This window comes from Lysobacter rhizosphaerae, from assembly GCF_054779795.1.
The window spans coordinates 715,497-729,005 of record NZ_BAAGXO010000007.1; the positions used below are offsets into that span (position 1 = coordinate 715,497).

General features: G+C 70.1%; 8 protein-coding genes. 2 read left to right on the forward strand and 6 right to left on the reverse strand.

Features of this window, described 5'->3' with window-relative positions:
* Window positions 1-8: 8 nt before the first annotated feature.
* The 6 genes from ACYVGE_RS12245 to recC all read right to left on the reverse strand — a co-directional run bounded on the left by ACYVGE_RS12245 (window position 9) and on the right by recC (window position 11,774).
* A complete protein-coding gene (locus tag ACYVGE_RS12245) occupies window positions 9-1,457 on the reverse strand; it encodes a M64 family metallopeptidase (RefSeq protein WP_460730253.1) in 1,449 nt (482 codons plus the stop codon).
* Between the two features lie 58 nt (window positions 1,458-1,515).
* Complete coding sequence (gene folE, locus ACYVGE_RS12250) at window positions 1,516-2,103, reverse strand: GTP cyclohydrolase I FolE (RefSeq protein WP_310056207.1); 588 nt, start codon at window positions 2,101-2,103, stop codon at window positions 1,516-1,518.
* 291 nt (window positions 2,104-2,394) lie between these two features.
* Complete coding sequence (locus tag ACYVGE_RS12255) at window positions 2,395-2,856, reverse strand: hypothetical protein (protein ID WP_460730255.1); 462 nt, start codon at window positions 2,854-2,856, stop codon at window positions 2,395-2,397.
* A 118-nt stretch (window positions 2,857-2,974) separates the two neighbouring features.
* Window positions 2,975-4,852: an exodeoxyribonuclease V subunit alpha gene (recD, locus tag ACYVGE_RS12260; protein WP_460730257.1), complete on the reverse strand. Its 1,878-nt coding sequence runs from the start codon at window positions 4,850-4,852 to the stop codon at window positions 2,975-2,977.
* Window positions 4,849-8,436, reverse strand: a complete 3,588-nt coding sequence (gene recB, locus ACYVGE_RS12265; protein WP_460730259.1) for an exodeoxyribonuclease V subunit beta — start codon at window positions 8,434-8,436, stop codon at window positions 4,849-4,851. The genes recD and recB overlap by 4 nt, the downstream gene beginning before the upstream one ends.
* Window positions 8,433-11,774 carry an exodeoxyribonuclease V subunit gamma gene (recC, locus tag ACYVGE_RS12270; RefSeq protein ID WP_460730261.1) on the reverse strand — a complete coding sequence of 1,114 codons (3,342 nt, stop codon included), beginning with the start codon at window positions 11,772-11,774 and terminating at the stop codon, window positions 8,433-8,435. Before recC ends, recB begins: the two co-directional genes overlap by 4 nt.
* A 178-nt stretch (window positions 11,775-11,952) precedes the next feature.
* Here recC and ACYVGE_RS12275 point away from each other — a divergent pair, with 178 nt between their 5' ends.
* Both ACYVGE_RS12275 and ACYVGE_RS12280 read left to right on the forward strand, forming a co-directional pair.
* Window positions 11,953-12,747, forward strand: a complete 795-nt coding sequence (locus ACYVGE_RS12275) for an ABC transporter ATP-binding protein (RefSeq protein ID WP_460730263.1) — start codon at window positions 11,953-11,955, stop codon at window positions 12,745-12,747.
* The gene (locus ACYVGE_RS12280) at window positions 12,747-13,496 is read left to right on the forward strand and encodes an MlaE family lipid ABC transporter permease subunit (protein WP_460730265.1); all 750 of its coding nucleotides are present in this window, start codon (window positions 12,747-12,749) and stop codon (window positions 13,494-13,496) included. Before ACYVGE_RS12275 ends, ACYVGE_RS12280 begins: the two co-directional genes overlap by 1 nt.
* Window positions 13,497-13,509 lie beyond the last annotated feature (13 nt).

A 13,509-nucleotide genomic window follows, 5' to 3' on the forward strand; every position in this document is an offset into this window, starting at 1 on the left:
CGCGGAGTTTAGCGCGTCGCCGCCGGCGCCCCTGCGTACAGGTCGATGATGTCCGCGATCGCGTCCTGGCAGACCTGGCAGAAGCGCTCCGTGCGGCTGAACATCGTGCACTGCATTTCCGAGCGGTAATAACCGCTGGCCTGGTAGTTCGCGCCCTCGAAGGCGCCGACCAGGCCGTGGTTGGGATGGCGCGCGAACAGCTGGTCGGTGAAGCGGCGTTCGGCGGCGAACAGCGCGCTCATCTCCGACTCCGGACGGTTGGCCTTGCGCAGCGCGACGCGCTTGGCCTGGTACTCACGCTGGTACTTCTCGTATTCGGCCTTGGGCCACGGCGTCGGCAAGGGCGTGGTCGGGGCGACATGGCGCCTCCACTTCAGTTGCGCGGGATCGAGCAGCGCGGTGACGTTGGGCTCCCACGGCTCCGGCCGCTCCGCGCCCGCGGTATAGGCCACCGGCGAGGTGTAGTACTCGTCCGCCAGCGCGGCGAAGTGGTGGCCGAACTCGTGCACGAACAGGTAGTTCGCCCAGTCGTTGCTGGCTGCCGCGGTGCTGAACTGGCCGAAGATCCCGCCGCCACCGTAGGTCTCGTTGTTGACCAGGATCTCGATGAACTCGTTCGGCGCGTACTGCGCCAGCTCGCGCAGGGCACGGTTGTCGAGGGTGAGCACGTAGCGCTCGCTGCCGAAGATGTCGTAGCGGGTGTTGAGCGCGGAGTCGTGGAAGGTGCCGGTGGACGGGCGCGACACGCCGGATTCGCGCGTGGGCACGGCCAGTGCCCAGACGTTGAAGTCGCTGGCGCGTTCGCGGAACGGCGAGACGCTGAAGAGATGATCGGCGAGGCGGCGCGCATCGGCCTCGAACTTGCCGAGTTCTTCGCGCGTGTAGCCGTCGCCCAGGATCAGCAGGTCAACCTTGTCCGCCGAGGGACCGTTGTTGCGGATCGCGATCGGCGTCGCCGGCGCCGGGTGCTTTTCCTGCTCGATGTCCAGCGCGGCCGGATCGACATCGACGCTCCACACCACCGAGAACTCGTTGCGGTCGTCGCGCTGCAGCACGCGCACCCTGACCGGCTTGTCCGGGCGCGGGAAACGCAGCGATTCCTGGAAGCCGCGGCTGTGCTTCTGCGCTTCCTCGGTCGTGCGCCACTCGCCGAAGATCGTACTGTAGCCGCGCGAGTACAGCACCTTGTTGGTCTGCGGATCGACCACCTCGAAGCGGTTGAGGCCGCGGTTGGTGTCGTCCAGTGGCCGCGCCGGATTGCCCGGCCACGGCAACGGTTCCAGCACCACGCGATCGAGCGCATAGGAGTCGGTCAACGCATTGCCGCTGTGCAGGATGTCGACGCGCAGGGTGGCGGGGGCTTCGGCGGCGTTCGCCGCGCAGGAAACCGCCGCCAGCAACAGCGGAGCCAGCAACAACGAGACCGGGGCACGCAACCACGACGGCATGCAATCCATCACCACGCTCCACGAGGGTTTTCGGAAGTCCGCCGCGCGGCGCGCGGCGTCCGGAAGTTCAACGTCCGGGGCCGACGTCGATGAACTGCAGGAACTCGGCGCGGGTGCGCGCGTCCTCGCGGAAGCTGCCGAGCATCTTCGAGGTGATCATGCTGACGCCACGCTTGTGCACGCCGCGCGTGGTCATGCACTCGTGCGCGGCCTCGATCACCACGCCGACGCCACGCGGCTGCAGCACGTCATGGATGCAGTCGGCGATCTGCGCGGTCATCTTTTCCTGCACCTGCAGGCGGCGCGCATAGGTTTCGACCACGCGGGCGAGCTTGCTGATGCCGACGACCTTGCCATCGGGCAGGTAGCCGACATGGGCCCGACCGATGATCGGCGCCATGTGGTGCTCGCAATGGCTTTCGAACTGGATGTCGCGCAGGACGATCATCTCGTCGTAGCCGGCGACTTCCTCGAAGGTGCGGGCGAGGTAGGCCCGCGCATCCACGTCGTAACCGCTGAACCAGTCGCCAAAGGCGGTGACGACGCGCTTCGGCGTGTCGAGCAGGCCTTCGCGGCCGGGATCGTCACCGGCCCAGCTGAGCAGGGTGCGGACGGCGGCTTCGGCCTGTTCGCGGGAGGGCTTGTCGTTGGCCATGGAATCGCCAGCCACGCGGCCGGCCTCGTCGTTCGGTGAGGCGGGCATCGTACTCCAGCGGCGCGTGGACAGAAATGCGGAACCGTTGCCGGTTCCGCATGGCTGTGTGCTGTTCCTCGTCAAAAGATCAAAAGCTCACCCTGTGCATGGGTGCTCTATTGCCTCATCGGTCCAGCCCCTTCGCAGCGCCACCGGGAACGCCGCTCATCCGTGAACGCCGCTCATCGGTCCGGCCCGCCGCAGCGCGGCGGGCGCTCTTCGGCGCGTGCGCCAGTGGCGCACAAGCGCGCCTCATCGCCCATCGCGGTCCGCATCGCCGGGCATTGCGCGTTCGATGTAATGCCAGCCGTCGCGTACGGCCTGGCGCGCATCGTTCCAAGCCAGGCGCGAGTTGCCGCGCGTGGTGTCCCAATTGCGCTGGAGTTCACTCTCGACGTCGTCGAACTGGCGCCCACGGTACTGACCGTAAGTGTCGTAGCCGTACTTGTACGCCGGTTCGTAGTCACGCCATTCGCTGCCGCTGATGTAATACGGTGCACTCACGTAGTCCTTGCGGAAGTGCTCGGTATAGGTCGTTGGATTGACCGCTTCGGCGATCGAGTCGCCCGCCTTGGCCCCAACGATGCCGCCCACCACCGCACCGACGGCGCTACCGACGGGACCCGCGGCCGAACCGATCGCAGCACCGGCCACCACGCCGGTCATTGCACCCGTGCCTGCACCGATGCTGTGGTCTTTTTTCACGTCTTTCATTGTGTTGCTCCTGCGTTGGCCGGCGACCAAGTGGTGCCGGGACGCACGAAGCTAGTCAGTCGACAGTGCAGGTAGAGTCAAGAAGCGCTGAATGCGGTGCACGGCATTCAAACTTGCCTTAATGCTTCAGTCGCCAAGCAAGTCCTGACACACGTTGTGCATGCCGCGTGAGCGCGGCACGCAGCACCGCTTCGCTGGCGCACAGGTGCACCGCACGCCGCGCGCGCGTCAGCGCGGTGTAAACCAGTTCGCGCGAAAGCGTGCGCGCGTCCTGCCTGGGCAATTGCAGCCACACCGTGTCGTACTCCGAGCCCTGCGCCTTGTGCACGGTCATCGCGAAGGCACCGCCGTGTTGCGGCAGTGCCGCGGGATGGAAGGCGCGCACGCCCTCGCTGCCGCCGGCAAACCAAGCCACCATGGTGCCGGCGGCATCGCGCAGGCACACGCCGATGTCGCCGTTGAACAGGCCGTGGCGGTAGCTGTTCTCGCTCACCAGCAGCAGGCGGCCATGGAAATAGCGTTCGCGTTGCGCGCCGGCCAGGGCTTCCTCGATCCGCGCGTTGAGTTGCACCGAGCCTTGCGGCCCGTCGCGGAGCGCGGTAAGCACGCGTGCGGTGTCGGCCAGCGCCAGTGCGGCCTGCGGATCATCGACCTCGGCCAACTTGCGCCACGGCGCCAGCTGGGCCGCACGCACGTCGGCGGCCAACGGATCGACAAGGCCATCGTGGAAATGCACGCCGGCCAACGTCCCGCTGCGCAGGCGTTCGAGCAGCGCGTCGCCGTCGCCGGTGCGCGCGGCGTCGGCGAGTGGGGCGAGGTCGAGCGCGTCGGACTGGCGATAGCCGCGGTCGAGGTGCACGCGCGCCAGGCCGGCTGACGGCACGGCCATCGGCGCACTCGGGGAGGCCATCGAAACCGGCGCGAACAGGTCGGCCTGCGAAGGATCGGCGGCATGCGTGCGGCGCGCCGGGGGCATCGGCTCGGAGGAACCTGCCGCTCGCACCGCGACGGCCCCGGCTTCCTCCACTGCCGCGGCGACGATCGCCGCCAGCACGTCGCCGGCTTCCACGGACGGCAGCTGATCCGGATCTCCCAGCAGCAGCAGGCGGGCTCCGTCAGGCACCGCTTCGACCAGCTTGCACATCAGCGGCAGGTCGACCATCGATGCCTCGTCGACCACCACCACGTCGAACGGCAGCGGGTGGTCGGCATCGTGGCGGAACCGTGGCTTGCCAGGCAGCGTGCCGAGCAGGCGGTGCAGCGTGCGCGCTTGCTGCGGTAACGCAGCGCACAGCGCGGGATCGACACCGGGTATCGCCTGCATCTGCGCCAGCGCCTTGCGCAGGCTCTGCGCCATGCGCTCGGCCGCGCGTCCGGTAGGTGCGGCCAGGGCGATGCGCGGCATGCGTCGGCCCGCCACGCGTGCCTGCGCCAGCAGCAGCACCAGCAAGCGGGCGATCGTAGTGGTCTTGCCGGTACCGGGACCGCCGGTGATGACTAGCAACGAGCGCCGCAAGGCCAGCCACGCGGCCCGTGCCTGGGCGTCGTCGCGCTGCGGGAACAGGGCCGCGAACAGCAGCTCGAGCGCGGCGTCATCGCCGCTCGGTGCCGCATGCGCGGCGAGGCGCTGCAAGTGCAGGGCGAGGCGGCGTTCGTATTCGCGGTAGCGGCGCAGGTACAGCAGGTCGCCTTCCAGCACCAGCGGCGCATCCGCGGCGGCGGCGACATTGGGGGCGGGCGCGGCCACCCAGCGCGAGTCCTGCAGCGCCGCGCGCCACGCGGCCGGCTCCGGCCAGGCGAGTTCGACATCCGGCATTTCCGGTGGCCGCGCGAGATCGATGCCCGCGTGGCCCAGCGCGATCGCCTGCGACGCGAGCGCGGCGGCAGCAAGCACGGGGTCGGGCGTGGCGGGATCGAGCCGGCGCAGGCTCTGCGCCAGCGCATGGTCGACGGTGCGCAGCACGCCGTGGCGATAAAGAGTGTCGAGCAGACTCATGCCGCTGTTCCCGCGAACAGCGCGTCGAGTGACTCGACCAGCGCGCGCGGCGGCACGTGCGCGTGCACGCCCGGTGCGGCGGGGTCGAGTGGATCGAGGCCGCGGCAGTAGAGATAGCGCACGCCGCCGAAGTGGCGGTCGTAGTCGTAGTCCGCGCCCAGGCGGAACCGCAGCCAGCGATGCAAGGCCAGCGTGTAGATCAGCGCCTGCAGGGTGTACTCGCTGTCGTTCATCGCCGCGTCCAACGTCGCTGCGTCATAGGCGGGCAGGCGGTTGGACTTGTAGTCGAGCAGGCAGGTGCGGCCCGCGTGCGGACCGTCGGCTACGGTGTAGACAAGGTCGATCTTGCCGGTCATCAGGCCATCGAGGCGCTGGCGCAGGCCGAAGGCATGGCGGTCGCGCAACACGTCATGCCGGTGCAACATGCCGATCAGGGCATGCACGTCGACGGCTTGCAGCGAGAAGTGGAATTCCATTTCCGCGCGGCGCTGCGCGGCAGGCACGTCGCACAGGCGAACGCCTTCGGGCAGCACGACGTTGAGCGTGTCAGCGACCAGCCTCGCCAGTACCGGCAAGCCGTCCTCGCTGTCGGCTTCGGTGTAACCGCCGCCGGAGAGCGCTTCGCGCAGGGGCGCTTGCTGGCCGATGGGGATCACGCCATCGGCATCGCGCCAAGCGGCGAAGTCCACGCCCTCGAGCGCTGCGTGCAGGACGTTGCCGAAACGGCTGCCGCTGAAGCGGCGATCGTAATCGGCAGAGGCGAGGGGCTCGGGTTCGTCGGCCGCGCCGACCTCGGCGCCTGTTGCGGCGGCGGCGTGGCTGCTGTCCTCGCGCGCGAGCTGGGTGAAGCTGTACACCCACCAGTCGCGCGGCAACGCGCGATGGGCAACGCGGGCCGCGGGTACGTCGCTGGCGGCCTCCGCCGCCAGATATGGCAAGGCGGTGGCCATCGTGGCGTCGCGGTCGAGCACGATGGCGTCGCCCGCGGCAGCGGGCAGTGTCGCGGTTTCGCCGAGCAGGCGCGCCAGTGGCGTCCTGTCGTAAGCGAACAGCGGGCCGCAGGCGAGCCACAACGCGTGTTGCGCGCGGGTCATGCCGACATACAACAGGCGTGCGTCCTCGGCGTCTTCCTCGCGCTGTCGCGCGGCGACGGCAGCCGTCCACGCATCCGCATCGACGGCGCGCCCGGTATCGAGCTGCAGGGTGCGTCCCTGCGCGGACAGCACTTCGCACCAGCGCTGCGGCGACTTGCGGTCGCGACCCACGCCGGCGAATGGCAGGAACACCAGCGGGAATTCCAGGCCCTTGCTCTTGTGCAGCGTCATCACCTGCACGCGCTGCGCGTCAGACTCCAGGCGCAACTGCTGGGTTTCATCGCGATCGTCGGCTTCGGCGATACGCCGGCGCAGCCAGTCCGCCAAGCCGTGCACGCCCAGCGCGGTTGCAGTCGCTTCCTGCAGCACTTCGGCCAGCTGCATCAGGTTGGTGAGGCGGCGCTCGCCGTCGAGCAGCCGAAGCAGGCGCGGCGCCTGTTCGGCGCAACGATCGGTGATCAGCGCGAGCGGGCCGTGGCGCTCCCAGCGTTCGCGCCAATCCAGCGCGCGCAGTTGCCAGTTGGCGCGCAGGTGGTCGTCCTCATCCATCTGCGCGAGCGTCGCTGCGTCCACGCCCAGCCACACGCCGGCCAGGGCGCCGCGCAGGCGCGCGTCGTCGCCGGGATGCAGCAGCGCTTCGAGCAGGGCAAGGACTTCCAGCGCCTGCTCGCTGTGGAACAGGCTCAACCGGCCGGCCGCCACCGCAGGGATGCCGGCGCGCGCGAGGAGCTCCTGCATCAGCGTCGCTTCGCGGTGCTCGCGCACGAGCACGGCGAGATCGCCCGGGCCCACGGCGAGACCCTTGATCGTCGCGGCGTCGCGGCGGGAATCGGAGAGCAGTCCGTGGATCGCCGCGACGCAGGCTTCGGCGGCACGGCGACGCGAATCGTCGGCCTTCCAGGCGCCGCCGCCGTCCGGCGCGGGCAGCTCGCGCAGGGTCAGCGCTGGCGCGATCGCATCGCTGCGCAGGAAGTCGGCATCGTGCGCGGTGCCGCCGGGCTCGACGGGGAAGAAGCGGATGCTGCGGTCGACGAAGGCCGTGTCGCCAGCGCGGTCGTACAGCGCCTGGATCGCGCGCAGCACCGCCGGGCGCGAGCGGAAGTTCTGGCGCAACTCCGGCGCGCGGTGCGCATCGCTCGCGGCGGCGAGGTAGGTGTGCACGTCGCCGCCGCGGAAACGGTAGATCGCTTGCTTGGGGTCGCCGATCAGGAACAGGTTTGCGGCCTCGGGGCCCGCCTCGCCGCCGGCGAACACGCGTCGGAAGATCGCCCACTGGCGCGGATCGGTGTCCTGGAACTCGTCAACCAGCGCCACCGCGTACTGCTGGCGCAGCCGCTGCACCAGCGCATCGCCTTGCGCGCCTTCGAGCGCGCTGGCGACGCCTTCGATGAGGTCGTCGAAGGTCTGCACGCGGCGCACGCGCTTGAGCCGGGCGAGACGCGCGAGGGCCTGTTCGCGCAGGCGGTGGACGAGGCCGATGGCGTGGCCTTGCAGCCAGTCCTCGCGCACCTGATGGTCCGCGAGATACGCCGCCACCGACTCGCACAGCGGCGATGCGGGGGTCTCGCGCTCGCGGCCCTTCTTGGTGCGCAACGCCAGCGTCTGTGGGGTCAGGCGATCGAGATGCGAGTGGATCGGGCCGCTGTCGTGCGTGCCGGCGCACCAGCGCTGCAGCGCCGGCCACACCGCTGCGGTGAGGTCGGGCTTGTAGCTGTTGGCGTTGAGGACGCCGGCGAGGATCGCGGCGTCCAGGTCGCTGCGCAGTTGCTCGCCATGGCGCGCGAACGCGGCGCGCAGCAACGCGCCGGCCTGCTGCAATTCCGGCAGCGGATCTGGCGCCGTCGGCGGCGGCGGCGGGAGCACCGCATTCGCCGCGAGCAGGGCGCCCAGGTCGTTGGCCAGTTCGGTGGGGCCCGGCCATTCGCGTGCGAGCAACTCGGCATCGCCGGCCTCCGCACCGAAGGCGCGCCACAGGTCGGCGGCGACCTCGTCGCGCAGTTCGCGGTCGCTGCCCACCAGTTCGGCGGCGAGGAAGGGTTGCCCGGCTTCCAGCGCATGCTCGCCAAGCACGCGGCTGCAGAAGCCATGGATGGTGAACACCGCGGCGAGGTCGATCTCGTGCGCGGCGCGTTGCAGACGCGCCTGCAGCGCGGTCGCGCTTTCGTGCGCGAGCCGGCGCGCGATCAGTTCGCGGGTGAGCGCGACCTGCGCGTCGTCGTTGCCGACGTCCACGCCACTGGCAAGTTGCGCGGCCAGGGTGAGGCGCTGGCGCAGGCGTTCGCGCAGTTCCTGGGTCGCCGCTTCGGTGAAGGTCACCGCCAGGATCTGGCCGACGCGCAGTTCGCGCTCGATCACCAGGCGCGTGACCAGCGTGGCCAGGGTGAAGGTCTTGCCGGTGCCGGCGCTGGCCTCGATCAGCTGCAACCCGTGCAGGTCGAGATCGAGATAGGGGTCGCGCTGGAGCACGGCCGTCGTCGAAGCTGCGTTCATGCCGCGCCTCCGCTACGCGCATGCACGACCGCATCGAACACCTGCGTCGCAATCGCGCGGAACTGCTCGCCCACGGCGGCGTCCGCAAACGGATCGTGGCCGCGCAACACCAGCCGCGCGCTTGCCGTGGCGCTCTCGCTCCAACCGTTGTTGCCGCCGGTCCACGCCTCGCGCGCGCGCTCCCACGCTCCCTTCGCGTTGCTGCGGATCACCGCGCCGGCGCGTTGCGATTGTTCGGCCTGGTACCAGACCCAGCCGGCGCGCGGCAGGAACGGCAGCGCTTCGCGCAGGCCGCGCTCGCGCAACCGCAGCAGCTCACGCAGCGCGGCCTGCGCCTGCGCCTGCGGCACCGGATCGCGCGGGTGCGGGCCCAGGTCCTTGTCGATCGGCGCGAACTGCCACAACGGTTGTGCGTGGCCCGCGGCACAAAGCACCAGCCAGTCCAGCCCATGCGAGATCTGCGCCGGGCCGTGCAGTTCATCGAAACGCAACCGCGCCAAGCCGGCCGCATGCAGATTGTCTATGCGGCCGTACAGACGCATGCCGTCCAGTTCGAAATCGATGTTCAGCGTGCGCGGCTCGCCCTGGCGCCAGGCGCGAAATGCATCGGCGTAGGGCTGCACCTGCGCACGCAAGCGGTCCAGCTGGCGCGCGCCCATTGGCCCGGACGGCAGCATCGCCCGCGCGCGGAGGCGCTGGGCAAGGTCATCGGTGGCGCCGGCCACGCAGGCATCGAACACTGCGTGCTGCAACTGCCAACGCTGCAGGCCGCTCGCGGGCAGGGCCAGCGGTTCGACGTCGTCCTCGGCTTCAGCTTCCTCGGGCAGGCGCAGGTTCAGGCGCTGGCGCAGCAGGGCGGCGGGCGGATCGGCGAGGAAGCGACGCAGTTCGATCACGCTCAGTTCCGGCATCGCGTCGTCGCGGGGTGCCGGCACGGGCAGGGATGCGGGCAACCACGCGCCGAGCGGCTCGCGCATGCCGCCCTGGCTCTGCGCGGCCGGATGCCACTCCGCGCGGTAGCTGAAGCGACGCGGCTCCTGGCCTTGCAGGGCGGCGCCGAACGCGGCCGGGGCGAACGGCTGCAGCGGATGCTGCACGACCAGGGCGCTGCGCTTCTGCGTCGGCGCGTGGTAACGCGCGGCGGTGTCGAGCAGTTCGGACACCAGCACCGAAGGCTCTCGCTCGCTGCCGTCGCGCGGATCGGCGCCGAGATAGCTCAGGTAGAGCACGTCGTTGGCGGCGGCGAACAGCTGCAGGAACAGGAAGCGGTCGTCCTCGCGCAACGAGCGGTCGCCGTGACGGCGCGTCGGCCCGCCCAGTTCGGCCGCCAGCTTGTTGAGGCCACCGGCGGGATCGCGGCGCGGGTAGTCGCCGTCGTTCATGCCCAGCAGCGCGATCACCCGGAACGGCAGCAACCGCAGTGGCACCATGCGGCCGAAGCTGACGCCGCCGGTGAGCAGCGGCGCGCGCGTGTCGGCCTGGGTGAGCGCGCCGTGGAAATGCGCGCGCACCACTTCGGGGGGCACGGCTGCGTCGAAACCGGCCGTCTCCGCGGCGCGGGCGAAGTCGTCGAGCAGGCCGTGCAGGCGTTCGCGCGCACGCTGGTCGCCGGACGCGCGCAGGTGTTCGGGCAACAGCGCGGCGAGCAGGTCGAGCAGGCGTTCGCGCCACTGCGCAGGCGGCATCGCGGTCGCGAACACGCGTTCGTGCCGGGCCAGCACGCGCAGCACGCGGATCAGGGAATCCAGGGCATCCAGCGCGCTGCCTTCCATGTCGGTGTACGGCGCGACGCCCAGGATCGGCGTCGTGTCGTCGCTGGCGTGGCCGAGCAACAGGCGATCGAGCGCGAATGCCCAAGTGCAGGCGTCGTCGCGCGGCGCGTCGTGGCGGCCACGGTGCGCGGCATCCAGGCCCCAGCGCGCGCCAGCTTCGCGCAGCCAGCCGTGCAGGCGGTCTAGCGCGGCCGCATCCAGTTGCGCGGCCTCGCAAAGGGCCGGCGTGGCGAGCAGGTCGAGTACTTCGCTCAGGCCGAAGCGCGACACCGGCAACGCCAGCAATTGCAGGAACACCGCCGCGAGTGGCTCGGCGGCCATCGGGCTGGTGTCGGCGAGCGCGTAGGGAATCGCTTCGTGGCGCGCGCCGCCACCGAACACCGCAGCGATGTGCGGCACATATGGATCGATGTCAGGCGCGAGCACGGCGATGTCTCGCGGCTGCAGCGGCGGATCGAAGCGTGGATCCTCCAGCAGGCCGCGCAGTTGGTCGTGCAGCACCTGCACTTCGCGCAGGCGGGTGTGGCAGGCGTGGACCTGCAGGCTGTTATCGCCGGGATCGGGAGTTGCCCGCCAGGGCGTCGCCGGGGGGCCGCGCCGGTGCAGGAGGTCGCGGCGCAGCCTCTGCAGCAGGGTTTCGTCCCCGGTTGCGTGCTCGCTGGCTTCCGGATCGTCGTATGCGGCGATCTCGCCGGACGGGTGCACGACTTCGTAGCCACCCAGCACCGCCATGAAATCGCGGCCAGCGGCGCCCCAGGCCTGCAGCAACGGGTTCTCGTCCACATCGAACGCGTCTTCGCCGGTGCGCAGGCGCTCGGCCAGCGTGTGCAGGTCGCCCCAGTACTTGCGCGAGGGCGTGGGCAGGTAGAAGTGCAGCGTGCCGACCCGCGCCTGCGTGGCGATCACCCGCAGCACGTCGGGGGAGACGTTCAAGGTGGCGAAGGCAAACAGGCGCGGTGGCAGCCCGGCGGGCAACGGACCAGTGCCGGCGTCGCCGCCAAAGCGGGCGAGGAAATCGTCGATGCGGCGCGCGCGATGGCGTCGGCCGCGCGCGATGCGCCGCCACAGCGCCGCTTGCGGTTCGGCCGGTGCGGCGCCCGCTTCCCATGCCAGCAGCCAGTCGCGTCGCCAGGCCTGGTATTTCTCGAAGATGCCGGCGAGTTCGCCCGCAAGCGTCCACGGCCTGAGCGGATCGTCACCCGCGAGGTAGCCGCGCAGCGGGAGCAGGGCCGGTTCGCGCAGGACGGAGGGATCCGTCAGTGCTGCGTACAGACGCCAGTGCAGCGCGGTAGCGTCGAGGTCCTGGTCGCTGCCGTCCTCATTGGCATCGAGAGCGCGGCGGACGAATTCGCCCGGAGTCAGGAACTCCAGGTTGGCGGCTATGCCGTGCTGCTTCGCCAGCGTCGCCTGCAGCCAGCGCCGCATCGCCACCTGTGGCACCAGCACGGTGTCCGGCGCCAATAGCGGCTGGCCGGGTGCGGGTCGGCGCAACTCGTCCGCCAGCAGTCCCGCCAGGATCTCCAGGGCATTGGAGTGATAGAGGCGGAAGTCGGACGTGGCGGGCATCGGCGTGCATCTTGCCGGATGCGGGTCGCAACGGGCGAGACGGGATCCGGGGCGGCAAACAAGGCGGTCTCTGCGACAATGGCCGCCGCCATCTCCCGTTCAGCCGCACACCGCCATCCTTGCGCGCGTTTTTTACCCGCGCGTTTTTGCCCGCGCGCACCTTGCCTGTTGCCTTCGCATGCCCGAGCCGTCGCCCATCGTCCGCATTGAACACCTCCGCCTCGACCGCGGCGGCCGGACCGTGCTGCGCGACATCAACCTCAGCGTGCCGCGCGGCAGCATCGTCGCGGTGCTGGGGCCGTCGGGCTGCGGCAAGTCGACCCTGCTGGCAGCGCTGACCGGCGAATTGCCGGCAGCGGCCGGCACGGTGGAGGTGCTGGGCCAGCCGGTGCCGCGCTCGCAGCGCGCGCTGCTGGAAATGCGCAAGGGCCTGGGTGTCCTGCTGCAGGGCAACGGCCTGCTCACCGATCTCACCGTCGCGGAAAACGTGGCGCTGCCCTTGCGCACGCATACGAAGTTGCCGTCGGCACTGATCCGCCGCCTGGTGCTGATGAAGCTGCACGCGGTCGGCCTGCGCGCCGCCGCCGATGCCTATCCGCGCGAACTCTCCGGCGGCATGGCTCGGCGCGTCGCCCTGGCCCGCGCGCTGGCGCTGGATCCGCCGCTGATGATCTACGACGAGCCGCTGACCGGCCTCGATCCCATCGCCAGTGGCGTGGTGATGAGCCTGGTGCGCCGCCTCAACGATACGCTCGGCCTCACCAGCATCGTGGTTACCCACCACGTGCACGAGACGTTGCCGATCGCCGACCACGCCGTGGTGATCGCCAATGGCGGCATCGTGTTCTCGGGGGCACCCGACGCGCTGCAGGCCAGCACCGATCCGCTGATCCGCCAGTTCCTCAACGGCGAGCCCGACGGTCCCATTCCGTTCGAGAGCCGCGCCTTCAATTCGCAGACGGAGCCGGCCTGATGCCGTTCGTTGCCGCCACCAGCGCGATCGGCCGCGCCGGGCTGTTCACCATGTCGGTGCTGCGCGCGAGCGCGCCGACCGCCGACTTCTTCCGCGAACTGGTGCGCGAGATCTACAAGATCGGCGCGCGCACGCTGCCGATCGTTACCGTCGGCGGCGCCTTCGTCGGCCTGTCGGTCACCCTGCTGGGCTACCGAGCGCTCGATACCTACGGCGCCGCCAACCAGGTCAGCGCAATGCTCGGCCTGGGTATGTACCGCGAACTCGGGCCCGTGCTCACCGCATTGCTGTTCATCGGCCGGGCCGGTTCCTCGATTGCGGCGGAACTGGGCCTGATGCGCGCGACCGACCAGATCACCGCGCTCAGCCTGATGGCGATCGATCCGATCGGCAAAGCGGTGGCGCCGCGCTTCTGGGCCGCGCTGATCTCGATGCCGCTGCTCACCGGCTTCTTCTGCAGCCTCGCGATCAGCGCCGGTTATTTCGAGGCCGTGCACGTGATCGGCATCGACCAGGGTTTCTTCTGGCAGGTGCTCAAGGACAGCGTCGACTTCCATGAAGACTTCCTGATGGCCTTCGTGAAGTCGGGCGTGTTCGGCGCCACCGCGGCGCTGGTCGCCGCGTACGTCGGCTTCCACGCCGAACCGACCATCGAAGGCACCTCGGTGGCGACGACCAAGGCGGTGGTCAACGCCTCGCTGCTGGTGCTGATGTTCAACTTCGTGATGTCCGCCCTGCTGTTCAAATGATTTAGAAACCCCG

Bases quoted from the DNA above. Each gene is read 5' to 3' on its own strand.
- ACYVGE_RS12245 (WP_460730253.1), bottom strand. From the start codon at position 1,457: ATGGATTGCATGCCGTCGTGGTTGCGTGCCCCGGTCTCGTTGTTGCTG.
- folE (WP_310056207.1), bottom strand. From the start codon at position 2,103: ATGGCCAACGACAAGCCCTCCCGCGAACAGGCCGAAGCCGCCGTCCGC.
- ACYVGE_RS12255 (WP_460730255.1), bottom strand. From the start codon at position 2,856: ATGAAAGACGTGAAAAAAGACCACAGCATCGGTGCAGGCACGGGTGCA.
- recD (WP_460730257.1), bottom strand. From the start codon at position 4,852: ATGAGTCTGCTCGACACTCTTTATCGCCACGGCGTGCTGCGCACCGTC.
- recB (WP_460730259.1), bottom strand. From the start codon at position 8,436: ATGAACGCAGCTTCGACGACGGCCGTGCTCCAGCGCGACCCCTATCTC.
- recC (WP_460730261.1), bottom strand. From the start codon at position 11,774: ATGCCCGCCACGTCCGACTTCCGCCTCTATCACTCCAATGCCCTGGAG.
- ACYVGE_RS12275 (WP_460730263.1), top strand. From the start codon at position 11,953: ATGCCCGAGCCGTCGCCCATCGTCCGCATTGAACACCTCCGCCTCGAC.
- ACYVGE_RS12280 (WP_460730265.1), top strand. From the start codon at position 12,747: ATGCCGTTCGTTGCCGCCACCAGCGCGATCGGCCGCGCCGGGCTGTTC.